19 protein-coding genes are annotated in these 24,280 nt (G+C 71.1%); 9 read left to right on the plus strand and 10 right to left on the minus strand.

The features are described 5' to 3' along the window. Positions 1-62 precede the first annotated feature (62 nt). The 3 genes from MTDSW087_RS16465 to MTDSW087_RS16475 form a co-directional block, all read right to left on the minus strand. Positions 63-665, minus strand: coding sequence for a PopZ family protein (locus MTDSW087_RS16465; protein ID WP_186383873.1), 603 nt, complete (start codon positions 663-665; stop codon positions 63-65). 155 nt (positions 666-820) lie between these two features. Further along, positions 821-2,215, minus strand: a complete 1,395-nt coding sequence (locus tag MTDSW087_RS16470; RefSeq protein WP_144765773.1) for a TolC family outer membrane protein — start codon at positions 2,213-2,215, stop codon at positions 821-823. 393 nt (positions 2,216-2,608) lie between these two features. Next, positions 2,609-3,262: a protein-L-isoaspartate O-methyltransferase family protein gene (locus MTDSW087_RS16475; RefSeq protein ID WP_144765775.1), complete on the minus strand. Its 654-nt coding sequence runs from the start codon at positions 3,260-3,262 to the stop codon at positions 2,609-2,611. A 252-nt stretch (positions 3,263-3,514) separates the two neighbouring features. Here MTDSW087_RS16475 and MTDSW087_RS16480 point away from each other — a divergent pair, with 252 nt between their 5' ends. Then, positions 3,515-4,783 carry an ABC transporter substrate-binding protein gene (locus MTDSW087_RS16480; RefSeq protein ID WP_144765777.1) on the plus strand — a complete coding sequence of 423 codons (1,269 nt, stop codon included), beginning with the start codon at positions 3,515-3,517 and terminating at the stop codon, positions 4,781-4,783. Positions 4,784-5,009: 226 nt separating this feature from the next. Here MTDSW087_RS16480 and alaS read toward each other — a convergent pair whose 3' ends face one another. Beyond that, positions 5,010-7,691: an alanine--tRNA ligase gene (gene alaS, locus MTDSW087_RS16485; RefSeq protein WP_144765779.1), complete on the minus strand. Its 2,682-nt coding sequence runs from the start codon at positions 7,689-7,691 to the stop codon at positions 5,010-5,012. 252 nt (positions 7,692-7,943) lie between these two features. Here alaS and MTDSW087_RS16490 point away from each other — a divergent pair, with 252 nt between their 5' ends. The 5 genes from MTDSW087_RS16490 (at position 7,944) to MTDSW087_RS16510 (ending at position 12,603) form a co-directional block, all read left to right on the plus strand. After that, on the plus strand, positions 7,944-9,119 hold the full coding sequence (locus tag MTDSW087_RS16490; protein ID WP_144765781.1) for a transglycosylase SLT domain-containing protein: 1,176 nt from the start codon (positions 7,944-7,946) through the stop codon (positions 9,117-9,119). Between the two features lie 196 nt (positions 9,120-9,315). Continuing rightward, positions 9,316-9,855 carry a response regulator gene (locus MTDSW087_RS16495; protein WP_144765828.1) on the plus strand — a complete coding sequence of 180 codons (540 nt, stop codon included), beginning with the start codon at positions 9,316-9,318 and terminating at the stop codon, positions 9,853-9,855. Between the two features lie 85 nt (positions 9,856-9,940). Further along, entirely contained in the window at positions 9,941-10,882 is a 942-nt protein-coding gene (locus tag MTDSW087_RS16500) for a transglutaminase family protein (RefSeq protein ID WP_144765783.1), read from the plus strand. Positions 10,883-10,934: 52 nt separating this feature from the next. Beyond that, the gene (locus MTDSW087_RS16505) at positions 10,935-11,753 is read left to right on the plus strand and encodes a transglutaminase-like domain-containing protein (protein WP_144765785.1); all 819 of its coding nucleotides are present in this window, start codon (positions 10,935-10,937) and stop codon (positions 11,751-11,753) included. 175 nt (positions 11,754-11,928) lie between these two features. Continuing rightward, positions 11,929-12,603 carry a L,D-transpeptidase gene (locus MTDSW087_RS16510; RefSeq protein ID WP_144765787.1) on the plus strand — a complete coding sequence of 225 codons (675 nt, stop codon included), beginning with the start codon at positions 11,929-11,931 and terminating at the stop codon, positions 12,601-12,603. Between the two features lie 73 nt (positions 12,604-12,676). Here MTDSW087_RS16510 and MTDSW087_RS16515 read toward each other — a convergent pair whose 3' ends face one another. Beyond that, the gene (locus MTDSW087_RS16515) at positions 12,677-12,979 is read right to left on the minus strand and encodes a hypothetical protein (protein ID WP_144765789.1); all 303 of its coding nucleotides are present in this window, start codon (positions 12,977-12,979) and stop codon (positions 12,677-12,679) included. Positions 12,980-13,142: 163 nt separating this feature from the next. Further along, positions 13,143-13,631, minus strand: coding sequence for a phasin (locus MTDSW087_RS16520; protein WP_144765791.1), 489 nt, complete (start codon positions 13,629-13,631; stop codon positions 13,143-13,145). Positions 13,632-13,942: 311 nt separating this feature from the next. Between MTDSW087_RS16520 and MTDSW087_RS16525 the strand changes: the two genes are divergently transcribed. Then, on the plus strand, positions 13,943-16,648 hold the full coding sequence (locus tag MTDSW087_RS16525) for a sensor histidine kinase (RefSeq protein ID WP_144765793.1): 2,706 nt from the start codon (positions 13,943-13,945) through the stop codon (positions 16,646-16,648). 112 nt (positions 16,649-16,760) lie between these two features. Here the strand turns inward: MTDSW087_RS16525 and MTDSW087_RS16530 are convergent, their stop codons facing one another. Both MTDSW087_RS16530 and MTDSW087_RS16535 read right to left on the minus strand, forming a co-directional pair. Beyond that, a complete protein-coding gene (locus MTDSW087_RS16530; protein WP_144765795.1) occupies positions 16,761-18,581 on the minus strand; it encodes a DEAD/DEAH box helicase family protein in 1,821 nt (606 codons plus the stop codon). A gap of 55 nt (positions 18,582-18,636) precedes the next feature. Beyond that, positions 18,637-18,903, minus strand: coding sequence for a hypothetical protein (locus MTDSW087_RS16535; RefSeq protein WP_142584592.1), 267 nt, complete (start codon positions 18,901-18,903; stop codon positions 18,637-18,639). A 717-nt stretch (positions 18,904-19,620) separates the two neighbouring features. Between MTDSW087_RS16535 and frc the strand changes: the two genes are divergently transcribed. Together frc and MTDSW087_RS16545 are read left to right on the plus strand one after the other, a co-directional pair. After that, entirely contained in the window at positions 19,621-20,898 is a 1,278-nt protein-coding gene (frc, locus tag MTDSW087_RS16540) for a formyl-CoA transferase (protein WP_144765797.1), read from the plus strand. A gap of 268 nt (positions 20,899-21,166) precedes the next feature. Next, on the plus strand, positions 21,167-22,099 hold the full coding sequence (locus MTDSW087_RS16545) for a methionyl-tRNA formyltransferase (RefSeq protein WP_144765799.1): 933 nt from the start codon (positions 21,167-21,169) through the stop codon (positions 22,097-22,099). 122 nt (positions 22,100-22,221) lie between these two features. On the opposite strand, the gene MTDSW087_RS16550 is transcribed toward MTDSW087_RS16545, so the two are convergent. Together MTDSW087_RS16550 and oxlT are read right to left on the minus strand one after the other, a co-directional pair. After that, on the minus strand, positions 22,222-22,884 hold the full coding sequence (locus tag MTDSW087_RS16550; protein WP_144765801.1) for a class II aldolase/adducin family protein: 663 nt from the start codon (positions 22,882-22,884) through the stop codon (positions 22,222-22,224). 88 nt (positions 22,885-22,972) lie between these two features. Next, the gene (gene oxlT, locus MTDSW087_RS16555; RefSeq protein ID WP_144765803.1) at positions 22,973-24,250 is read right to left on the minus strand and encodes an oxalate/formate MFS antiporter; all 1,278 of its coding nucleotides are present in this window, start codon (positions 24,248-24,250) and stop codon (positions 22,973-22,975) included. Positions 24,251-24,280: the final 30 nt, after the last annotated feature.

Raw genomic sequence — 24,280 nt, forward strand, 5'->3', positions numbered from 1 at the left:
GCAGGCCCCGCCTTCCTGTGCCGGGCCCGCTCCTTGAGCGGCGCGCCCTGCCCTGCCGGCGGTCAGCGCCCGCGCGACACCCGCTCGATCTCGGCGCGGACGAGGCGCTCGACCATCACGGGCAGGTTGTCGTCGAGCCAGGCCTTCAGCATCGGGCGCAGCATGTCGGCGACGAGGTCGTCGAGGGTGCGGGCGTTGCGCGACAGCACGGTGTGCGCGAGCATGTTGAAGGCGTTGCCGACGCTGGCATCGGTCGCCGACGAGGTCAGCGGCTCCGATGGCGCCTCGGGGGCGCGCGCCGGCTGAGCCGGTTGGACGGGCGGCGGCGGCGGCGCGGCCGCGATCGGCGGGGGTGCAGGCTCGGGCTCGGGGTCCGGCTCGACGACGATCGCGTCGAAATCCATCTCCTCGAGGCCGAAATCGATCGGGTCGAGGTCGAGCGGCGCGGGTTTCGCACTCGGGGCGGGCTCGGCGAACTCGGCGAGGTCGAGCACGTCCTCCGGCTCGGGCGGCGGCGGGGGCGCCTTCGCGGGCGGGGCGTCGCCGGGCTTGGCGGCCTGATCGTCGGCGATGATCCTGCGGATCGAGGCGAGGATCTCCTCCATCGAAGGCTCGTGGGCCTTCTCCGCCGTCTTGTCCTGAATCTTGGGGCTGGCTGCACTCATCCGGACGGCGCTCGGGAACGGGATCGACGCAGGCCTGCTTTAGGCCGAGGGCAGTATTCCATGCCGGTTTCCCGGGACAAGCGCTGCGGGAGCACAGTGCGGGGAAAACCCCTGGTCCCGGAAAACATCTCGACCCGGGCGCCGCCCGGGCGCGGTCAGCGCCCGTCCGGCGTGCGGATGCCGAACCAGAGGTCCTTGACCTGGTCGAAATGCGCCTTCGGGCTGTAGGCCGCCACCGGCACGGCGGTGAAGCGCACCGTCAGCCGGCCGATCGCCTGAACGACGCCGTAGGAGAAGATCACGCGGTCACGCTGCGCCGTGATCAGGTTCACGCGTGCGTTGAGGAGTTCCTGCTGCGCGTTCAGCACGTCGAGGGTGGTGCGCTGGCCGACGCGCGCTTCCTCGCGCACGCCGTTCAGCGCCACCTCGTTGGCCTGGACCTGGGCCTGCGAGGCGATCACGCGGGCCTTGGCCGCCTCGAGGCGGCCCCAGAAGTCGACGATCTGAGCGCGGACCTGATCGCGCACCTGCTCCGCCTCGATGCGGCGCTGCCCGACCGTCTCCTTGGCCTGGCGGATCTGCGCGTATTCCTGGCCGCCCTGGTAGAGCGGGATGGTCAGGCGGCCGAGGATCGAGGCTGCGTAGCCGCTCGTGTTGGCGACCTGCTGGTCGTAGGCCTGCTGAACCTGGCCCTGCACGCTGAGCGTCGGGTAGAGGGTGCCCTCGAACACCTTCACCTGCGCCTCGGCGGCGTCGACCGCGTGGAAGGCCGACAGGACCTGCGGGTGCTCGCGCAGGCCGACCGAGATCGCCTGGTCGAGGTTGGCCGGCACGTAGCGGTCGAGCGGCCGGCCCGGGGCGAGCTGGCGCGGCTCGACGCCGACGTTCTGGCGGTAGATGCCGATCGAGGTGCGCAAAGCCGATTCGGCGGCGCTCACGTCGGCGCGGGCGCCCGCGAGGCGCGCCTCGGCCTGGGCGACGTCGGTGCGGGTCACCTCGCCGACATTGAAGCGGTCGCGGGTCTGACGGAGCTGCTCCTCGAGCACCTCGACGTTGTTGCGCCGCAGCTCCAGGGTCGCCGTGTCCGAGAGGACGTTCATGTACGACTGCGCGGCGCTGAACAGAACCGACATCTCGGTGAAGCGCAGCGTCTCGCGCTGGCTGTACACGCCCGATTCGGCGCGGCGGGTGTTGTTGTCGGTCTGGAAGCCGTTGAACAGGGTCTGGTTGACGACGAGGCCGGCCGAGGCCGGCTTGAGGAGCTGGTCGAGATTGGTGCCGGCGAGGTTGCCGCCCTGCTGGGTGACGCCGGCCTGGACGTTGATCGCGGCCGTCGGCCGGTAGCCGGACACGGCGATGGCGACGTCCTCGTCGCGCACGCGGGTCAGCGCCCGGCTCGCGTTGAGCTGCGGGTTGCCGCCATAGGCCTTGGCGAGGGCGCTCTCGAGGGTCTCCGACATGGCCGGACCGGCCAGCGTCAGCGCGGCCGCCACCGAGGTGGCGAGCCGGAGCGCGGAACGTGTCGCAGGTGTACGTCTCTTCACGTCCATCAGCCCTTGCGGTGTTTCGGCTCTTCTTCGGATGACCGTGCGGTGTCCGCCGCGCGGCTGCCCGATCTCACCCGATCTGGCCCGCCCTGCTGTGCACCTTAGCCGAAAGCCCGCTCGGCGCGCACGTACTCGTGGCACCTGCTGCGTCGAATCATCGGCAGGTGGCGTATAAAGGCGACAGTCTTGGTCCCGGGCATGCGAGTGCCCGCCCGCATCCATGCAGGTTATCAACAGGCCCGGACTGCGTTGAGACCTAGTATTAGTACCTCCGGCCGAGGTCCCGCTGCGCGGTCGCGGCTGGAGGGAGGCGTTCAGCGGATCGTAAGGTCTGTCCTGGGCAAGTGCAGCTCTGCCCGATGACCCCGCGATCGCGTGCGGTTGCGGCCTCGCGTCCTAGAACGCGAAGCCGGCCTCGGCCGCGAAAGCCGGCAGCACCGGCAGCGAGGCGCCGAACAGGGGGCGCGATCCGAAGGCGTCGCCCGCGCGCACGAACACGGTCGCCTTGGCGGCCCGGTCCGGCCCGAGCACGCAGACCAGCTGCCCCTCGTCGGCGAGCTGGTCGAGCAGCGCCTGCGGCCGGGTCTCGACGCGGCCGTTGACGAGGATGGCGTCGTAGGGCCCCTGGTCCGGGGCGCCGCGCGCGATCGGCCCTTCCACGACCTCCGCCGTGCCGTCGAGGCGCTGGCGCGCCTCCGCAACGAGCGGCGCCACGCTCTCCACGGCCGTCACCCGCGCGCCGAGCTGGGCCATCAGCGCCGCGCCGTAGCCGTAGCCGCCGGCCACGTCGAGGGCGCGCTTGCCCGGCTTGAGCTGGAGCGCCTGGATCATGCGGGCGAGCATCATGGGCGCCGGCACGAAGCGCGGCTCCTGCCCGGGCGTGTCGATCCGCAGGGTCTGGTCGATATAGGCGAAGGCCTCGCGGCCGGCCGGGACGAAGCGCTCGCGCGGCACCGTGTCGAACGCGTCGAGGACCGCGTTGTCGTTCACGTCGAAGGTCCGCAATTGGCAGTCGACCATCAGGCGTCGTGCCTGCGCGTAATCGAGCATGGAACCGTCTTTCCTCGACCCCGGCGCGGCAGCCGGCAACGCGCAGCTTCCGGGACAGCGGGCTTTTCGTGGATCGGCCGCGAAAAGGCAAGATTGGGCTCCGCCCGCTTGCGGGCCTGCGTAAGCCTGCTTGCAACCGGCCTCGCCTGTCTCGGCCGCCCGTAGCCTGCGGGCCCACGCTGGCATACCGTCTGCCCACGGCGCCTCGGAGGCGCCGATTCCAAGAAGAACATCGCTTCGGGTGAGGAACGCATGACGAAGGCGCGCATCGATTCAGCCAGTGGACGGCCGGCCAGGAAAGCGGGCCGTGCCCGGTCGCGAGCGGGCCTCGCCCTCGCCGCGACGCTGGCGCTCTCCGGCCCGGCCGCGGCGCAGGCGGTCTCGGACGGGGCCGTGCGCATCGGCATCCTGAACGACCAGTCCGGCGTCTACGCCGAGTTCGGCGGCCGCTCCTCGATCGAGGCGGCCAAGATGGCGGTCGAGGATTTCGGCGGGACGGTGCTCGGCGCGCCGATCGAGCTGGTCTCGGCCGACCACCAGAACAAGCCCGACATCGCCTCCGGCATCGCGCGGCAATGGTACGACCGCGACAAGGTCGACGCGATCATGGAGCTGACGACCTCCTCGGTGGCGCTGGCCGTGCAGGGCCTGTCGAAGGAGAAGAAGAAGATCACCATCACCACGGGCGCGGCCACGAGCGACCTCACCGGCAAGCTCTGCACCCCCTACGGCTACCATTGGGCCTACGACACGCGCGCGCTCGCGGTCGGCACCGGCGGCGCGCTGGTGCAGCAGGGCGGCAATACCTGGTTCATGCTCACCGCCGACTACGCCTTCGGCCACTCGCTGGAGGCCGAGGTCACGCGCTACGTCACCTCGAAGGGCGGCAAGATCGTGGGCGGGGTGCGCCACCCGCTCGCGGCGCAGGACTATTCCTCCTTCCTGCTCCAGGCGCAGGGGTCGGGCGCGAAGGTGATCGGATTGGCCAATGCCGGCCTCGACACGTCGAACTCGATCAAGCAGGCGGCGGAATACGGCATCACCGAGGGCGGCCAGCGCCTCGCGGCGCTGCTCTTCACCCTCGCCGAGGTGCACGGGCTCGGCCTCAAGGTGGCGCAGGGCCTGACGCTCACCGAGGGCTGGTACTGGGATCTCAACGACGAGACCCGCGCCTTCGGCCAGCGTTTCATGAAGCGCACCGGCAAGATGCCGAACATGATCCATACCGGGACCTATTCGGCGGTGCTGCAATACCTGAAGGCGGTGAAGGCCGCGGGCACCGACGAGACCGAGGCGGTGAACGAGAAGCTGCACCAGTTGCCGGTGGACGACGTCTTCGCCCGCGGCGGCAAGGTGCTGCCGAACGGGCGGATGGTCCACGACATGTACCTGTTCGAGGTCAAGAAGCCCGCCGAATCGAAGGGCGAGTGGGACCTCTACAAGCTGCTCGCGACCATCCCCGGCACGGACGCCTACGCCAAGCTTGAGGAGAGCGGCTGCCAGCTCGCCGCCTCGCGGTAACCGAGAGCCCGCTGCGGGCCTTTTCCCCTCCCCGCAGATCTCGGGCCTGCCCGAGATCTGTTCTTGCCTGTCCAGATCGGGCAGGCCCGATCTGGATGGGGAGGGGTCAGGGGTGGGGGTGGCTCAGGATGGGGCGCCGAGCGTCGTTCGGCACCACCCCCACCTCCGGCTCCTCCCCGCAAGGGGGAGGAGAGATTGCGGCCCGGCAAATCGCCGGGCGTCGTCCTCACGCCGCCTGGAGCGCCTCGGCGATGGCGTCGAGGGCGGCCTGGGCGCCGTCCCCGTTGGGGCCGCCGGCCTGGGCCATGTCGCGGCGGCCGCCGCCGCCCTTGCCGCCGAGATGGCCGGCGCCGGCCCGCACCAGCCCGACCGCGTCGTAGCGTGCGGTCAAGTCGTCGGTGACGCCGACCACGAGGCCGGCCTTGCCGTCGGCGGCGACGCCCACGATCGCCACGATACCGGAGCCGAGGCGGGTCTTGCCCTCGTCGGCGAGGCTCTTGAGGTCGCGCATCTCGACGCCCTCGACCACGCGGGCCATCAGCTTCACGCCGGCCACCTCGCGGGCCTCATCGCCGCCGCCCGCCGCGCCGCCGCCCATGGCGAGCTTCTTGCGCGCATCCGCCAGCTCGCGCTCCAGGCGCCGGCGATCCTCCAGAAGGGCCGCGAGGCGGTCGGGCGCCTCGGTCACGGGGGCCTTGAGCAGGCCGGCAAGGGCTGCGAGCGAGCGGCCCTCCTCGGCGCGGTGGCGGCGCGCGGCATCCGCGGTCATCGCCTCGATGCGGCGCACGCCCGCGCCCACCGCGCTCTCGCCCACGATGCTGACGAGGCCGATATCGCCGGTGCGCTCCACATGGGTGCCGCCGCAGAGCTCGATCGAGAAGTTCGGCAGGCGCCCGCCCTCGGTCGCCGCGCCCGCATCGTCCACGGGCCGGCCCATCGAGACCACGCGGACCTCGTCGCCGTATTTCTCGCCGAACAGGGCGCGGGCGCCGGATTCGATCGCCTCGTCCACCGCCATCAGCTTGGTGACGACGGGCGCGTTCTGCAGGAGCACCGCGTTGGCGATGTCCTCGACGCGGGCGAGCTCGGCCGCCTCGATCGGCTTCGGATGGCTGATGTCGAAGCGCAGGCGCTCGGGCGCCACCAGCGAGCCCTTCTGGGCGACGTGGTCGCCGAGCACCTGGCGCAGGGCCTCGTGCAGGAGGTGGGTGGCCGAGTGGTTGGCGCGGATCGCCCGGCGGCGGGCATGGTCCACCTTCAGCTCCACCGCGCCGTCGCGGGCCAGCGTGCCCTCCTCCACCGTGACGTGGTGCACGAAGAGGTCGCCGAGCTTCTTCTCGGTGGCGGTGACGCGGGCGCGCAGGCCGGTGCCGACGACGAGGCCGGTATCGCCGACCTGGCCGCCCGATTCCGCGTAGAACGGGGTCTGGTTGGCGAGCATCAGGCCGCTCTCGCCGGCCTTCAGCGCCTCGACCTCGGCGCCCTCGCGGAGGAGCGCGGTGACGATGCCCTCGGCGCCCTCGGTCTCGTAGCCGAGGAACTCGCTGGCCCCGACCCGGTCGCGCAGGGCGAACCAGACGGTCTCGGTCGCGGCCTCGCCCGAGCCCTTCCAGGCCTCGCGGGCCGCCTGCTTCTGGCGCTCCATCGCGGCCGTGAAGGCGGCCGTGTCGACGCCGATGCCGCGGGCCTTCAGCGCGTCCTGGGTCAGGTCGAGGGGGAAGCCGTAGGTGTCGTAGAGGGTGAAGGCGGTCTCGCCGGAGAGCCGGCCGCCCTCGGAGAGGTCGCGGCTCTCCGCGTCGAGGATCGCGAGGCCGCGCTCGAGGGTGCGGCGGAAGCGGGTCTCCTCCAGGCGCAGCGTCTCGGAGATCAGGCTCTCGGCCCGCATCAGCTCGGGGTAGGCCTGCCCCATCTCGCGCACCAGGGTCGGCACGAGGCGGTACATCATCGGCTCGCGCGAGCCGATCAGCTCGGCATGGCGCATGGCGCGGCGCATGATCCGGCGCAGCACGTAGCCGCGGCCCTCGTTCGAGGGCAGCACCCCGTCCGCCACCAGGAAGGCGGAGGCGCGCAGGTGGTCGGCGATGACGCGGTAGGAGGCGAGCGTCGCCGGCTCCGGCGGGCGGCTCACCGCGTGGGCGACCGCGTCGATGAGCGCGCGGAACAGGTCGGTCTCGTAGTTCGAGTGCACGCCCTGGAGGATCGCCGCCATGCGCTCCAGGCCGAGGCCGGTATCGATCGAGGGGCGCGGCAGGGCGAGGCGGTTGCCCGGCTCGATCTGCTCGTACTGCATGAAGACGAGGTTCCAGAACTCGAGGAAGCGGTCGCCGTCCTCGTCGGGCGAGCCGGGCGGGCCGCCCTGCAGCGCCGGGCCCTGGTCGATGAAGATCTCCGAGCACGGCCCGCAGGGGCCGGTATCGCCCATCTGCCAGAAATTGTCCGAGGTGCCGATGCGGATGATCTTGTCGTCGGAGAAGCCGGCGATCTTCTTCCACAGGCCCGCGGCCTCGTCGTCGTCCGCGTAGACGGTGACGAGCAGGCGGTCCGGCTTCAGGCCGAACTCCTTCGTGATGAGGGTCCAGGCCAGCTCGATCGCGCGGTCCTTGAAATAGTCGCCGAACGAGAAATTGCCGAGCATCTCGAAGAAGGTGTGGTGGCGCGCGGTGTAGCCGACGTTGTCGAGGTCGTTGTGCTTGCCGCCCGCGCGGACGCATTTCTGCGCCGTCGTCGCCCGCTGGTAGGGCCGCTTCTCGATGCCGGTGAAGACGTTCTTGAACTGCACCATGCCGGCGTTCGTGAACATCAGGGTCGGGTCGTTCTTCGGCACCAGGCTCGAGGACGGCACCACCGTGTGGTCCGCCTGCGCGAAGTAGTTGAGGAAGGTCGACCGGATCTCGTTGACGCCGCTCATAGAGGACAGACTCTGCCTGGAACGTTCGTGTCGGTGCCGGGCGTCCCGGGGGACGGGGCCTGGCCGCATTCCGGCCCTCTTAGCTGAGGGACGCCGCTCAAGTCACGGATAACCTGTCACCGCTCCGTCCACAGCTTGTGGGAGGCGTTTGCCACAGGAAGGCCCCAACCGCGGCCGTGTTGTCGCCACATCTGTCAAGCCAGATCGGGATCACGGCGCCATCAGCGGCGCGGGACGAGGATTTCGAGTCGCATGCAGGCCCGCCCGGACGGTACGTCGCGCAACGCCTCCAGCAAGACCGCCCGCCCGGCCCCCGGCCGCTTCGGCTCGGGCCCGGCCGATGCCCTGTCCGCCCTGCCCCGGGTCGGGCGCGACCACGGCAGCCGCCCGGCCATCGCCCGCTCGCTCCTGTCGATGTCGCTGCTCGCCGGGGGGCTCAGCGCCGTGCTGATCGGCTCCGGCGCCGAGCTCGGCCGGATCGGACTCGACCGCGCGGTCTCGACCGCCCAGGCCGCCACCGAGATCCCGATGCCGCGCCCGCGCGTCCAGACGGTCTCCCTGGTGTCGCAGGCCGTGACCGACCCGACCCCGCCCGCCGTGCTGCGCGCCTCCTCGGCCTTCGCTGCGGTGCACGACCTCGACACCGATCTCGGCTCGAACACCGTCGACCGCGTCTCCTACGACTTTCTGCTCTCCGAGAGCGCGGTGGGCGACCCGAACGAGGTGCTCGAATTCGGCCCGATGAAGATCCGGCGCCACCTCGTCCAGACCATCGTGCGCGCCGCCCAGGCGGTGCAGACCGACCCGGTCCTGCTGATGGCGGTGGCCGACAAGGAATCGAGCTTCATCACGGCCGTGCAGGCCAAGACCTCCTCGGCCACCGGCCTGTACCAGTTCATCGAGCGGACCTGGCTCGGCGTGGTCCGCGACTTCGGCGCGAAATACGGGCTGGAGAAGGATGCGGCCCTCGTCGTCGCGGATTCGAACGACAAGCCGAGCGTGGCGGATCCGGCCGAGCGCGCCCGCATCCTGGAGATGCGGCGCGACCCCTATCTCTCCGCCCTGATGGCCGGCGAGATGCTGAAGCGCGACGCCGCCCGCATCGCCCTGCGCATCGGCCGCGAGCTGACCCTCGGCGAGGTCTACCTCGCCCACTTCCTCGGGCCGGACGACGCCGAGGAGTTCCTGGCCAAGGTGGTCGACAAGCCCGGCGCCGCAGCCGCCCAGCTCCTGCCCGGCCCGGCGCGCGCGAACCGCACCATCTTCTTCGCCGCGCAGCAGCACGGCCGGCGCAAGAAGGCGATCAGCCTCTCGGTGGCGCAGGTGCACGAGAAGTTCGAGACGATGATGAGCACCCGCGGCGCCCGCTACCAGAACGTGCGCGCCGTCTCCGGCATGATGGCCTACGCGGAGGCCGAGGCGCAGTAGCCGCCCGCTCCGCCGGCCCTCGACCACACGGCGGTTTCGGCTGCAGGGAGCGCAACTGACGACGTTTTCCCGACTTCTCTCCACAAGCGCCGCGCGGGCGGCGTGACACCACGGCTTCCGGGGGGAGTTCTTGACGAAGGGGAACCGCGACGGCACCGGGCGGCACGCGCCGCCGATGGAGACCCTGTCGCCTGGCGTGCCACTCGATCAGATCGGCGAGACCCTCGCCTCGTTCTACGACAGCCTGGTGGCCGAGGGCGTGCCGGAGCATCTCGCCGCGCTCGTCCGCCGCGTGCGCCAGGCCGAGCCCGAGCCGGAGGCGGTCGGCGGCGACGGCGCGGGGCCGTCCCGCGCGCCGCAGGACCGGATCGCCCTCGTCGTCGAGGACGATCCCGAGCAGCGCGCCCTCGCCGAGGCATTGCTTGAGGAGACCGAACTCGAGGTGATCGGCTGCGCCAGCGCCGAGGCCGCGCTCCGCCTGCTTCAGGACCGCGGCGGCGAGGTGGCCCTGGTCTTCGCCGACGTGCGCCTCGCCGGCGCCATGGACGGGCTCCAACTCGCCCACGCCGTCGCGACCCTGTGGCCGCGGGCCCGGCTCGTCCTCACCTCCGGCCACGGGCTCGAGCGGCCGGACCTGCCGCGCGAGGCCGTGTTCATCCCCAAGCCCTGGCGCCCGCGCGACGTCCTGGCCGAGGCGCAGCGCGCCGCGGGCGATCCGCCGCCGCCGGTCGTCTGAGCGCCGGGCCGCTGAGCCGCTACACAGGCGGGCGCGGGACTTGCATCGACCCGCTCTGTCCCGTCCCAAGCCTCCGCAGCAGCGCGTGCCGATCCTCTCCGTCCGCCACGTCACCACCTACCGCTACCGTCGGCCCGTGGCGTTCGGCGAGCACCGCCTGATGTTTCGCCCGCGCGACAGCTACGACCAGCGCCTGATCGAGGCGACCCTGGAGATCGAGCCCGAGCCGGCCTCGCTGCGCTGGATGTTCGACGTGTTCGGCAATTGCGTCGCCGTGGTCGCCTTCGACCGGCGCGCCGAGACGCTCCGCTTCGTCTGCGGCATCACCCTCGACCACGCGCCCGAGCACGCCCCCGTCTTCCCGCTGGCGCCGCACGCGACGCATTATCCGTTCGGCTACGGCGCCGAGGACATGCCCGACCTCAACCGCTCGATCGAGCGGCAATGGCCGGACCCGCGGCACGAGGTCGATGCCTGGGCGCGCAGCTTCGTGCCGGCCACGGGTCGGATCCCGACCCAGGAGCTGCTCGCCGACATGACCCGCAGCGTGCGCCGGAACTTCACCTACACGGCGCGCAGCGAGAAAGGCGTGCAGGACCCGCTCCACACGCTCAGGACCAAGTGCGGCTCCTGCCGCGACTTCGCGGTGCTGATGATGGAGGGCGTGCGGGCGCTCGGCATGGCCGCCCGCTTCGTCTCCGGATACCTCTACAACCCGCGCAACGACCGCGATCGTCATGTCGGCGGCGGCTCGACCCATGCCTGGCTGCAGGTCTACCTGCCCGGGGCCGGCTGGGTGGAGTTCGACCCCACCAACGGTATCGTCGGCAACCGCGACCTGATCCGCGTCGCCGTGGCCCGCGATCCCCGCCAGGCCGTGCCGCTGCACGGCTCCTATTTCGGGCTCGCCAGCGACGACCTCGGCATGCGCGTCGATGTCGAGGTGATCGAGCTGCCGGACGACCGGCCCAAGCCGACGCCGCCCGAGGGGGCGATCGCCGAACCCGCCGTCACGGCTGCCCGTTGAGCCGGGCCACGTCCTCTCCGGCCCTTCCCTCCCGCAACGCCCGGTGCACGCCATGAAGATCAGGACCGGCTTCAACATCGCCTTCGAATCGGCGCAGCCGACGCCGATGATCCTGATGCTGAGCGTCCATCCCTCGCGCATGTCCGACGTGCTGAGCCCGCACGTGATCGGCTTCGATCCGCCGATCCCGGCGCACGAATACCTGGATCCATTCGGCAATATCTGCCACCGGATCGTCACGCCGCCCGGACCTCTCACCATCACGGCGGATTTCACCGTGCAGGATTCCGGTGAGCCGGACCTCGTCGTGCCGGAGGCGCGCCAGATCGCGGTGCAGGATCTGCCGGACGACGTGCTGATCTACCTGCTCGGCTCGCGCTACTGCGACACCGACAAGCTCTCGCAGACCGCCTGGTCGCTGTTCGGCAATGCTCCGGAGGGCTGGGCCCGCGTCCAGGCCATCGTCGACTACACGCACGAGCGGATCCGGTTCGACTACCTGCGCGCCGATCCGACCCGCACCGCCCATGACGGCTTCATGCAGCGCGAGGGCGTCTGCCGCGACTTCGCGCATCTCGCCATCGCCTTCTGCCGCTGCATGAACATCCCGGCGCGCTACGCAACCGGCTATCTCGGCGATATCGGCGTGCCGCCGGTGCCGGACCCGATGGACTTCTCGGCCTGGTTCGAGGTGTTCCTCGACGGCCCAGAGGGCCCGCGCTGGTACACGTTCGACGCCCGGCACAACCGGCCCCGCATCGGCCGCATCGTGATGGCGCGCGGGCGCGACGCCACCGACTGCGCCATCACCACCAATTTCGGCTACGTCCACCTCGCCCGGTTCGACGTGCGCACCGACGAGGTCGCCTGAGCGACACCGGTGGACAGGCCGTGGACGGGCCGTGGACGGGCCTGTGCGCGAAGACACCGAACTTACAGCCGAGCCTACGTATTCCTGGGTCGTCCAAAATCTTCGTCGGTCTGTGGAACCGACGGCCTATGCCCACGCTTGTAATGGCAAAGGTTATTGCACAGGTAGGCTCCTCATGAAGACCTCGGCCTCCGCGCTCGCCGCGCTTCTCGGCGTCTGTGTTCTCTCCGCGTCCCCCGTCCTCGCTGCCACGGCCTACGATCCGTTCGGCTCGAGCGACGCCGAGGACTATTACGGCGATTCCGCCCCCACCTACGGCTACCAGGGCACGCCGAGCCGCGGCTACGGCCAGACCTACGCGCCGGGCTACGGCCAGGGCATGCAGGCGGCGCCGCAGGCGCAGGTCCAGCCGATCCCGCGCGAGATCGTCGCCTTCAACGCCCCCTACGCGCCGGGCACGATCGTGGTCTCGACCTCGGAGCGCCGGCTCTACTTCGTGTTGCCGAACGGCGAGGCGATCCGCTACGGCGTCGGCGTCGGCCGTCCGGGCTTCACCTGGGCCGGCGTGAAGACGGTCACCGCCAAGAAGGAATGGCCGTCGTGGGTGCCGCCGAAGGCGATGCTCGCCCGCCGTCCAGACCTGCCGCGCTACATGGCCGGCGGCATCGAGAACCCGCTCGGCGCCCGCGCCATGTATATCGGCAGCACCGAATACCGCATCCACGGCTCCAACGAGCCGGACACCATCGGCCAGGCCGTGTCCTCGGGCTGCATCCGGATGACCAACGACGACGTCACCGACCTCTACGAGCGCGTGAGGATCGGCGCGAAGGTCGTCGTCCTGAACTGATCGCTCAGGGAACCGGACGAATCGAGGCCGCGGTGCCCGTCGGGGCGCCGCGGCCTCGCGCGTTTCGCGGCGCTCAGGGCGCCACGCGGCCGACCGCCGTCTGCGGCGGGCTGAACGAGACAGCCGGCAGGTCGCAGAAGCAGCGCGTGCCCAGCGGCCGCGGGCCCGGCAGCGGGCAGGAGAAGGGCTGCGGCCCGGTGATGCCCTGCTGCACGGCATCGCAGTTCAGGCCGATCGCACGGCGCGGCGGGCCGGGCCGGTAGGGCCGCTCGTCGTAGCCGCCGCGATAGGGCGCCTCGTAATACTGCGCCTGCGCCGTCGCCAGGGATCCGGCGAGGAGGGCCGCAGCGAGGCTGAAGATGCCGATCTGCCGCATGGGGCGTCTGAACTCCGTCTCAGGTCCGGACCCGCGCCGGACCGGACCGTGTTCTCGCGTCAATGCAGGCGAAAACGAGACGGCCCGCCCCCGAGGGAGTCGGGCCGTCTGCATCGGTCAGCATGATTGCGCCCCGGCGGCGGCTGCCGCCGGTTTGCGCGAATCAGTGGGAGGCCTTCTCGGCGGCGGCCTTGGCGTCGTCGGCGGTCTGCTGGGCCGTGTTCAGGCCCTGCTCGAACGCCTTGCGGGTGTTGTCGGCGCCTTCCTGCATCGCGCTCTTGGCGCGCTCGGCACCCTGCTGCAGCGCGCTCTGCGCGATGCCGCTGAACTCCTTGGCCTGGGCCTGGATCGCGGCGAACTGGCTGCGCACGAACTCGGCCTGATGCTGCATGGCCTCCTGGATGTCGCGCGAGCGGACGAGCTTCTGCGCGAGGTCGAAGGCGGCGTTCACGTTCTGCTCGGCGTACTCGAAGCCGCGCGACGACACGTCCTGCGCGTTGGTGCGGGCGAGGTCGGCCGAACCCTGGACGGTGTCGGCGGTGCGGCGCGCCGCGCTGATGAAGCTGTCGAACGCCTTGCGGGCCTGCTCGACGCTCTTCTCCGCGAAGTCGCGCATCTCGCCCGGCACCTCGTAATTCGGGATGTTGCTCATGTCGTCTCCTCTCTTGCACATGGTGCGCGGGTCGCACGGACATTGTGCACTGCACAAATAGCATGTGCGCCGCGAAATGCCACCCCCCTGGGCCGCGCCATTAAGGTTGACATGACGTAAACGTGTGACGCTGGATTGAAGTGTCCAGCGGTCCTAGGCAGATCGGATTACAGAATGGGCTGCGGCGGAGATCACTTTCGCGCAGGCATGCTTCCAGTGCAAAGCTCGCCGCTCCGCCGGCCCGGGGGCGGCGCGGAGGTAGCGGCGTGAACCGATTCCTGGGAATCGGGCAGGGTTCCGGATCGGGCGGGATGGCCGAGGACACGGGTTTGGACGACGCCTCTTGCGACGCAGCAGTACCGGCCCCGGCCCTCGCGGCCTGGCAGGCCGATCCGGACCTCGCCGCCGCCCTGGCGGATGCGGGGGCGGTGCGCCTCGTGCTCGACGCGGACGGCGCCCGGGTGCTCGATGCGTCGGAACCGGGCCGGCGGCTCCTCCGGCAGCTCGGCCGCGCGGATGTCCTCCCGCCGGGCCCGGCCGGGCAGATCCTGCGGGGCGCCGGCCCGACCCCGCGCCTGCTGCGCCTGCGCCTCGATCCGCGCGGCGTCGCCCCGCCGACGCTCTGCCGGCTGGCGCGCGCCGAGGCCGGGGACGGCCGCACTGTCTTCCTGCTCGTGGTGGTCGGGCCGCTGCCGAGCCTGCGCGCGCCCGCAGCCCGGCGAGCGACCCCGGAGCCGGCCGCCGAGGCCCCTCCCCCGCCGCCATCCCTGCCCCTGCCGCCGCCCGGCAGCCGCTTCCTGTGGCGGACGGATGCGGAGGGCGCGCTCACGCAGATCTCGGACGGGCAGGACGCGCTCGCCGGCTTCGCCGGTCAGAGCTGGGATGCCCTGGCGCAGGCGGGCCGGATCGGCGGCGATGTCGAGGCGCTGCTGGCGGCCCTGTCGGCCAACCGCACCTTCCGGGCGCTCGCGCTCGAACTCCGCCTCGGCACCGGGCCCGGCGTGACGGCCGACCTCTCGGGAGCGCCTGCGGCCCGGGCCGGCCAGCCCTTCGCGGGCTTCGGCGGCTTCGGGATCGTGCGCGCCGGCTGCGAGGACGAGGCCCGGCCCCGGCCGGCGCCGGCCCCCGCCGCTTCGGCGCTGGCAAGCGATCCGATCACGCTCGCGACCATGGCGGCGCCGATCTTCGCCGCCTGGATCGGACAGACCTGGTTCGGGGAGCAGCGCCCGGCGCCGGCTGACCCGGAACCGGCCCGCGCCGCGGAGGCGCCGGCTCAGGAGCTGGCCCAAGAACCCGAGCCGCCTGAACCGCCCGTCTCCCAGTCTGCGTCATCCGATTCGCCATCCGAGTCCCCTGCCCACCAGCCGGCCGTCGGCCATGCGGAGGAGATCCCGGACAGGGAGGCCGACGAGACGCCGACGGCCGACCAACCGCCCGTGGCGGCCTCGCCCGATGCAGGTCTGTCGCTCACCGAGCACGCCGCCTTCCGCGAGATCGCCCGCGCCCTCGGGGCGCGCTACGCGGGCGATGAGGAGCCCGAGGAGGGAGGCCCTTCCGGCCGGCCGGCGGGCGGCTCGGTGACCCCCTTCCCCGGCGCGCGGCCGCCGGCCGAGACGGAGCCGGCCGCGATCCTCGAAGGGATCCCGGGGGCGGTGCTGGTCTATCGTGGCGGCGCGATCCTCGCCGCCAACCGGGCCTTCCTCGCGCTCGCGGGTTATGCCGACCTCGCGGCTCTCCAGGCAGCGGGTCCGGAGCGCCTGTTCCGCGGCCTGCCGCCGGAGCGCCATGCCGGGGTGGGCGAGGAGCCGGTGACGGTCGCCATCGAGGCCGCGGACGGGACGGGCCGGCCCGTCGCCGTCACCTGCGGGCGGATGGCCTGGCCCGGCGGCCCCGCCGAATGCCTGCTGCTGCGCCCCGTCCCCGTGGACGATCCGCAGGGACGCCACTCGGCGGAGGAGCTCGCCCGCCGGGTCCGCGAGGCCCGCGGGGCCGACGCGCTGGCCGCCCTCGACGCGCTGGAGGACGGCGTCGCGATCCTCGACCGCGCGGGCCGCGTCCTCGCGCTGAACCGGGCCGCGTCCGTCCTCTTCGCCTGCGACCCGCGCGAGGTGGTGGGCGGGGCCTTCGGCGCCCTGTTCGCGCCCGAGGCGGTGCCGGCCGTGCAGGCCGTCCTCGACGGCCGACCCGGGGACGGTGCGGTCTCGATCGCGGTCTCGGGCCGGCCCGTAGCCTTGCGCGTGGCGGCGCTTGCCGACGAGCGGCGCGCGGCCATGCTGCGGGCCCCCGATCGTCCGGAGGACGAGGGCAGCGTCCCGGCCTTCGCGAGCGGCTTCCTCGGCACCCTCGACCGCGGGATCCGCACGCCGCTCACCGGCATCCTCGGCTTCGCCGACGTGGTCCTGAAGGAGCCCTACGGGCCGCTCGGCCATCCACGCTACCGCGGCTACCTCCAGGACATCCGCGCCTCGGGCGAGCAGGTCCTGGCCCTCGTCACCGACCTCATCGATCTCGCCACCATCGAGGCGGGAGGCCTCGCCCTCGCGCGCGAGCCCCTGCCGCTCAACGAGCTGATCGCGGCCTCCGTCACGGAGCTGCAGCCGGAGGCCGCGCGCAGCCGCATCGTGCTGCGCACGAGCTTCGGCGAGGATCTGGCACCGCTGGAGGCCGACCGGGCCTCGATCGCCCGGGCGGTGCGCATCGTCATCGCGAACGCCATCCGCCTCACCGGGGCCGGCGGGCAGGTCATCGTCTCGACGAGTACGGCCGAGGCGGGCACCGTCGCGCTGCGGGTGCGCGACACCGGCGCCGGCCTCAGCGCGGACGAGATCGCCTTCGCCCTCGAACCGTTCTCGGGCGAGGCCGCGGCCCGGCCGGAGATCGGCGGCGGGCTCGGCCTGCCGCTGATGCGGGCCCTCGTCGAGGCCAATTCCGGCTCGCTGCATATCTCGAGCCGCAAGGACGAGGGCACCCTCGTCGAGATCCGCTTCCCCGCGACCCGCGCCGCCAAGCGCGCCTGATCCGGGTTTCGAAAGGGGTCGCCCCTTTCGCGGGTCCAGGGCAGAGCCCCGGGATGCGTCGGGGCTTTGCCCCGACACCCCACCACAGGGATGATCCCTTTGGGATCCCGGATCAGGCCGGTTCCGCGATGGTGGCCGGTGCGTCGGCCCAGGCGCCGAGGGTGACGGTCTGGTCGCGGGCGATGGCCGGCTGGGCCTCGCCGTCGGGCACCGCCTCGGGCCGTGCGCCGCCGATCGCCGCGAAGGCGGCGCGCGCATCGGCCTCGGCGAGGACGCGCGTGAACAGCGCCCGGTCGAGGCAGGTCAGGCGCCCGCCCGCATGGCGGGCATAGGGGCGCCCGCTCTCCCGGTCGGTGAAGTCGACGCTGCGCATCCGGCGCACGCAGGCGCGCAGGAAGCCGGTGTTGCGCTCCGGCGCGAGGGCCGACGCGTCCGGGTAGACCGCTTCGGCCGAGCGCGCCTCGATATCGATCTTCCGGTAGCGCTCGATGGCGAGCATGCCGGAGAGATCGAGCACCACCATCGCCCCGTTCGTGCCGAAGGCCACGGTGCGCGGCCGGGCGCCGAGCGCCACGCTGTTGTCCAGGAACTCGTAGTGGACTTCCTTGCCGGCGTTCAGCGCCCAGGTGAAGAACAGTTCCGGCATGCCGGTGAAGGCCTCGACATTGTGGGCGAGGAGATCGTCCACCGCCTTGTAGCGGCCGAACTGCTCGCCCCGGAGCCAGGCCCGCTCCACCGTCGCCTCGGGTGGCGTGATCATGAACAGCATGAAGACCCGCCGGCCGAAGCGGGTGAGGAGCTGGCTGCCGTCCTGCGTGCCGGACACGGCGTTGAAGCTGTCGAAGCGAAAGCGGTCGATCAGGAGGTGGGAGATCCGTCCCTCCCGGCCCTTGCGCGCCATGTAGCGGTCGAGCTTGCGGTCCACGATCTCGACCTCGTGGCCGGTCAGCGTGCCGGCATAGCCGTAGGCGGCGCCGATGCTGTCGTAGTCGAGCAGGAACTTGCGCCAGATGTCCGGGGTGATCACCGCGAAGTCGGACCAGGGCGTGCCGAGCCGCTCGGCGAAGGCCCGCTGCAGGGGGCGCATGGTGCTCTTGCCCGAGGCCGAGGCGCCCTTGACGTTCATCACGATCGGGTCGGCCTGGCCGCGCACGGCGGTGTAGCCCTCGCGCTCCACGGCCTCAGCGAACCACGGCTCGATCAGGCGGCCGATGCGGCGGCTGCCGAGGTCGTTCACCGCGAGCACGGTGGCGAGCGCGGCCACGAGGCCCGGATCGCCGATCAGGCCGCCGCGATGGCGGATCAGGCACGACACCACGCGGGTGAGGCCGGCATGGGCGGCCTTCTCCACCGGCGCGTTCGCGATCCGCTCGCCCCAGGCCGCGAGATGATCGAGGGCGCGGGTCTCGAGCGACGGGGCCGGGCCGGCCGCCTCCTCTCGCCGGCCGAGGCCGAGCAGGCCGAGGAGGCCGCGCCGGGGCTTGTCCTGCGCCGGTGCCGGGCGCGCATGGATCGCGGCGAGCTCCGCGGCGACGCGCTGCGAGACCTCGCCGCGCACGGCCTCGTGGCAGGCGCGGATCTCGTCCATGTGCGGCTCGACATAGGCCGCGCGGATGCGGGCGACGATCGCCCGGAAGTTGACGCCGAGATCGCCGTAGGTCTCGCCGACCGGGACCGAGAGGTCGGCCATCACCCGGATCAGCAATTCATGGACGACGAGCCGCTCGGGCCGGAAGGCGACCACCTCGGTCGGCGGCAGCCCGGAGAAGGCGCTCAGCTCCTGCGCCTCGGCGAAGGCGGTCGAGACGTTCTCCGGGCGGAAGACCGTGGCGAGGGGCAGGAAGGCCCGCGGCAGCGCCGATTCGATGCCGGGGTTCCAGGGGCCGCGCGGGGGCGCGGCTCCGGGCTCCCGGGTCGATGCGCTCGCTTGCATGGAGACGGCATCCGTCTCGGCGGGGAGCGCTCCGGCCTGCTGCCGGGCGGAGTCGTCAGGCGGCAGCGGGTGCCTCCCGGAACAGGGCGGTGCAGCCCGCATCCCGGTGCATGCTCAGGATCGAGGCGCGGTCGATCTCCGGATGCGCTTCGAGCACGGAGCGGACGCAGCCCAGCACCTTCTCGTACTTGGTGGCATCGTAGTTCCGCTCCAGCGGGCTCACCGCGATGTAGGTCTCGACCACCAGAACCCGCTCCGCGCGCTCGGGCGTGACTTCGACCGCGATCCACGAAGCCTTGATCAGGCGGCTGCTCGACAGCATGGAAGATCTCCTTGGGCGGCGCCGCTTGTGCGGCTCTCTTTCACCCAGGATGAACGCGCCACCGAGCCTTGGGAAGCAATTTAATCCATCCCTCCGCGAAGAAATCGCCATTTTCGCGGTCGCGAGATCTTTCCGTGTGCAGTGCAGCGTGAATCCGGCCCGACATCGGCGCAGGATCCGATCACCGGAAAATCAGTCGGCCGAACAGGAGAAACAGTCAGAGGTATTTGACACATGGCATCTGGTATGCCAACAAATGCCCGATCGCGGCCGAATGGTCCGCGGCTGCCGGGTCCGGACGCGCAGGCGTGCCGGGCGGGCAGGAACGACGATGCCGTCACGGGCGGCATCGCGGGGGCAACGGAGGGAGCGGTCATGGGGCACGGCGCCCGCATTCGAGCCGACATCCGCGTCGGAATCGTCAGGCGCGCGGGCCTGCGCGCCGAACGCCGCCTTCTCCTCCCGTCCTCGGCCCCGGTTTCCGGGACCAGCCACGCCTCCGCCGTTGGGCCACGCCCGGCATTCGAGGGTGGAGCGAAGGGCCGGCCCATGTATCCGTGATCGCGTATACCAGATACACGACGTGCGAAGGCGATCCGCGTCCAGAGGGGGCTCTGGCGGATCGGTGAACAGGTTTCCGCGCGGACGGCGATGAAGACCCGGCAGGGGCACGCCGCACCCGCATTCCGATCAACCGGTTTCAGATCGAGTAAGACGATGAGCAAGGCCCTGGAAGGCATCAAGGTTCTGGACTTCACCCACGTGCAGTCCGGTCCCACCTGCACGCAGCTTCTCGCCTGGTTCGGCGCCGACGTGATCAAGGTCGAGCGTCCCGGCGTGGGCGACGCGACCCGCGGCCAGCTCCAGGACATCCCGGATGTGGACAGCCTCTATTTCACGATGCTGAACCACAACAAGCGCTCGATCACGCTCGACTCCAAGAACCCCAAGGGCAAGGAGGTGCTCTGGCGCCTCATCAAGGAATGCGACGTCCTCGTCGAGAACTTCGCCCCCGGCGCGCTCGCCCGCATGGGCCTGACCTGGGAGAAGATCCACGAGGCCAACCCGCGCATGATCCTCGCCTCGGTGAAGGGCTTCGGCCCCGGCCGCTACGAGGATTGCAAGGTCTACGAGAACGTCGCCCAGTGCGCCGGCGGCTCGGCCTCGACCACCGGCTTCCGCGACGGCATCCCGATGGTGACGGGCGCCCAGATCGGCGATTCCGGCACGGGCCTGCATCTCGCGCTCGGCATCGTCACGGCCCTGTTCCACCGCACCCATAGCGGGCTCGGCCAGAAGGTCGACTGCGCCATGCAGGACGGCGTGCTGAACCTCTGCCGCGTGAAGCTGCGCGACCAGCAGCGCCTCGAGCACGGCCCCCTCAAGGAGTACAGCCAGTTCGGCGAGGGCGTCCCCTTCGGCGACGCCACCCCGCGCGCGGGCAACGATTCCGGCGGCGGCCAGCCCGGCCGCATCCTGAAGTGCAAGGGCTGGGAGCACGATCCCAACGCCTACATCTACTTCATCACGCAGGGGCCGGTCTGGGATCCGATCTGCGACATCATCGGCGAGCCCGGCTGGAAGACCGATCCGGACTACGCCACGCCCAAGGCGCGTCTGCCGCACCTCAACGAGATCTTCACGCGCATCGAAGCCTGGACGATGAAGCACGAGAAGTTCGAGGCGATGGACATCCTCAACAAGTTCGACATCCCCTGCGGCCCGATCCTGTCGATGAAGGAGATCGCCGAGGATCCGGCGCTCCGCGCCACCGGCACCGTCGTCGAGGTCGACCATCCGACCCGCGGCAAGCATCTCACGGTGGGCAACCCGATCAAGCTCTCGGCGAGCCCGACCGAGGTGGCGCGCGCGCCGCTGCTCGGCGAGCACACCGAGGAGATCCTGCGCGACGTGCTCGGCTATTCCGACGGCGAGATCGGCGAGATCGCCAATTCGGGCGCGATCGGCGCGGTGCAGAAGATCGCCGCGGAGTGAGCAGGCCGGCGCCGCGGCCCGGGCCGCGGCGCTTCAGCCCATCGTGACCTGTCGGAGCCGTGCCCGGTTGCAACGCGATCGGGCACGGCTCTATTCCCGTCCGCCGGCCTCGCCCCGAGTCGCCGGACCGATGCGGAGGCCTGAAGGGCCTCCCGAAGACGCCGTGATCCTGGACGTCCTCCGTCGAGGCCCGCCCCGCGGGCGCCTCGCATGAGAAGGCGAACGGGACGATCGCGGCCCGGTGATACAATCTGCGAAGGACCCGCCCATGCGCATCGCCTTCATCGGACAGCAGGATTTCGGCAAGGCCGTCCTCGAGGCCTTCCTGGAGCGCGGCGACACGGTCGCCGGCGTGTTCTGCGCACCCGAGAAGGCGGGCGCCAAGCCCGACATCCTGAGGACCGCGGCCGAGGAGAAGGGGCTGCCGGTCTTCCAGTTCCCGAGCCTGAAGAGCCCCGAGGCCGAAGAGGCCATGCGCGGCCTCAACGCCGATATCGGGGTGATGGCCTACGTGCTGCAATTCGCGCCGCAGAGCTTCGTCACCATCCCGAAGCACGGCACGATCCAGTACCACCCCTCCCTGCTGCCGCAATATCGCGGCCCCTCCTCGATCAACTGGCCGATCGCCAAGGGCGACACGGTCACCGGCCTGACGATCTTCCGGCCGACCGACGGCCTCGACGAAGGCCCGGTCATCCTCCAGAAGGCCTGCGAGATCGGGCCCGACGACACGATCGGCGACGTCTACTTCAAGAGCCTCTTCCCGCTCGGCGTGCAGGCCATGCTGGAGGCCGCCGACCAGGTGGTCGCGGGCAAGCATGTCGAGATCGACCAGGACGAGGAGGCGGCGAGCTACGAGGGCTGGTTCCGGGCCGCCGAGGCGCGCATCAACTGGGCCAACCATGCGAGCCAGGTCTACAACCTGATTCGCGCCGCCAATCCCGCGCCGGGCGCCTGGACCACGCTCAACGGCGCCAAGCTGCAGATCTTCGACGCCGCCCTGCATCCGACGCGGACGCTCGGCGCCGTGAAGGGCAAGCCCGGCGAGGTCGCGGCGATCGGCGACGAATCGATCCGGGTGACCGCCCAGGGCGGCCAGATCGAGCTGTTCCGCGTGAAGCCGGAGGGCGGCAAGAAGGTCTCGGCCGCCGAGTTCGCCCGCGAGAGCGGACTCGCCGTGGGGACGATCCTCGGGGCCTGAGACCGCGTCCGGTTGATCGGACCGGACGCGGTCTCGGCAAGCCGGCGCGGCGCTTGAGCGAAGGCGACATCCGCCATCCCGAAGGGATCACCCGGATGTCGTATGAGACCGCGGATGGGGCGTCAGTCCGGACGATCCTGCGCCTTCAGCCCGTAGCTCCTGAACTTCTCGACGTTCCGCGCGATCTCGTCGTCGGGCAGCACCACCGGCGCGCCGACCTGGAGCGCGACCGCGTATTGCCGGCAGAGCGTCTCCAGCTCCACCGCGAGCCAGAGCGCCTTCGGCAGATCCGGCCCCGTCGCGATCATGCCGTGGTTGGCCAGCAGGCAGCAGCTCCGCCCCTCCAGCGCCGCGAGTGCATGCTCCGAGAGCTCGGGCGTGCCGAAGGTGGCGTAGGGCGCGCAGCGCACGGTCGGCCCGCCGGCCGCGGCGATCATGTAGTGCACGGCCGGGATCTCCCGGCGGCACATGGCGAAGGCCGTGCAGTAGATCGGATGGGCGTGCACGACCGCGTTCACGTCCGGGCGGCTCGCCAGGATGTCCCGGTGGAAGCGCCATTCCGAGGACGGCTTCAGCCGGTGGTCGTAGGCGCCGTCGAGCCCCATGAACACGATGTCGTCGGCGCTCATCGTCTCGTAGGGCATGCCGGACGGCGTGATCAGCAGGCCGTCCTCCCAGCGCAGGCTGATATTGCCGGCCGTGCCCTGGTTGAGCCCGAGCCCGTTGAGGCTGCGTGCCGCCTCCACGATGGCGGTGCGGACCTTGAAAGCGTCGTGCCGCGCCATGCGCGCTCCCGGAAAAGAAAGGACCCGGCGCCGCGGGGCGCCGGATCCGATGCCTAGCCCAAGGGCAGGCGTCGCCGCTACAGGGCCGTTACTGGGCGGCCACCGGATGGATCGGTGCCTCGGCCGCCTTGGTGTAGTGCGCGCGCATCGGCTTGAGCACGAACAGGGCCATGAAGGCGGCCAGGATGTTCAGGCCCGCGGCGAGCAGGAACACCGTGTGCCAGGAGCCGGTCATCGTGGTCAGCACGCTGGTATAGGGCACGATGAGCGCGGCCGTGCCCTTGGCGGTGTAGAGCAGGCCCGCATTGGTGGCCGCGTATTTCGTGCCGAAGGTGTCGCCGCAGGTCGCGGGGAACAGCGAGTAGATCTCGCCCCAGGCGAAGAACACGAGGCCGGTCAGGATCACGAAGGCGATCGGGTCGTGACCGAAGACGCTGAGCGCGTAGATGCCGACGCCCTCGATGCCGAAGGAGAGGAACATCGTGTTCTCGCGGCCGATATGGTCGGAGACCCAGCCGAAGAACGGGCGCGTCACGCCGTTGAGGACGCGGTCGAGGGTCGCCGCGAAGGTCAGCGCCGGCAGGGTGATGCCGAGCAGGCTCACCGGAACGTCGGCGATGTGGAAGTCCTTCGCGATCGGCCCGAGCTGCGCGGTCGCCATCAGGCCGCCCGCGGCCATCATCACGAACATCGCGTACATCACCCAGAAGATCGGGGTGCGCACCATCTCGGAAGGCTTGTACTCGCGCCGGCTCTGGCTGACCTTGGCCACGGTCGGGAGTGTGCCGGCCTTCGGGGCCTTGAGGAACAGGGCGATCGCCATGACGATGATGCCCTGGCCGATGCCGAACCAGAAGAAGGCGGCCTCGTAGCCCTGGTACTTGATCATGGCCTGGATCGGCACGACCGTGAGGGCCGAGCCCGCGCCGAAGCCCATGGCGGTGAGGCCGGCGGCGAGGCCGCGGCGGTCGGGGAACCACTTCAGCGAGTTGCCGACGCAGGTGCCGTAGACCGCGCCCGCGCCGGTGCCGCCGATGGCCGCCGCGACGTAGAGCAGGCCGAGGCTGTCGGCGTAGGAGTTCATGATCCACGAGATGCCGCAGAGCAGGCCGCCGAACAGGGTGACGATCCGCGGGCCGTACTTGTCGACGAACCAGCCCTCGATCGGGACCAGCCAGGTCTCGGTGACGACGAAGAGCGTGAACGCGATCTGGATCGCGGCACGGTCCCAGCCGTGACGCTCCTGCATCGGGTTCACGAAGAATGTCCAGCCGTACTGCATGTTCGCGATCATGCACATGCACACGATCCCGAAGACCAGCTGCAGCCAGCGGCCACGGCCTATTGCAACCCCAGACTCCGACATGGGTCTTTTCCTCCTGGTGCTTCTCGAACG

The sequence above is a fragment of the Methylobacterium dankookense genome (genome assembly GCF_902141855.1).
GTDB classification, from domain to species: Bacteria; Pseudomonadota; Alphaproteobacteria; order Rhizobiales; family Beijerinckiaceae; genus Methylobacterium; species Methylobacterium dankookense.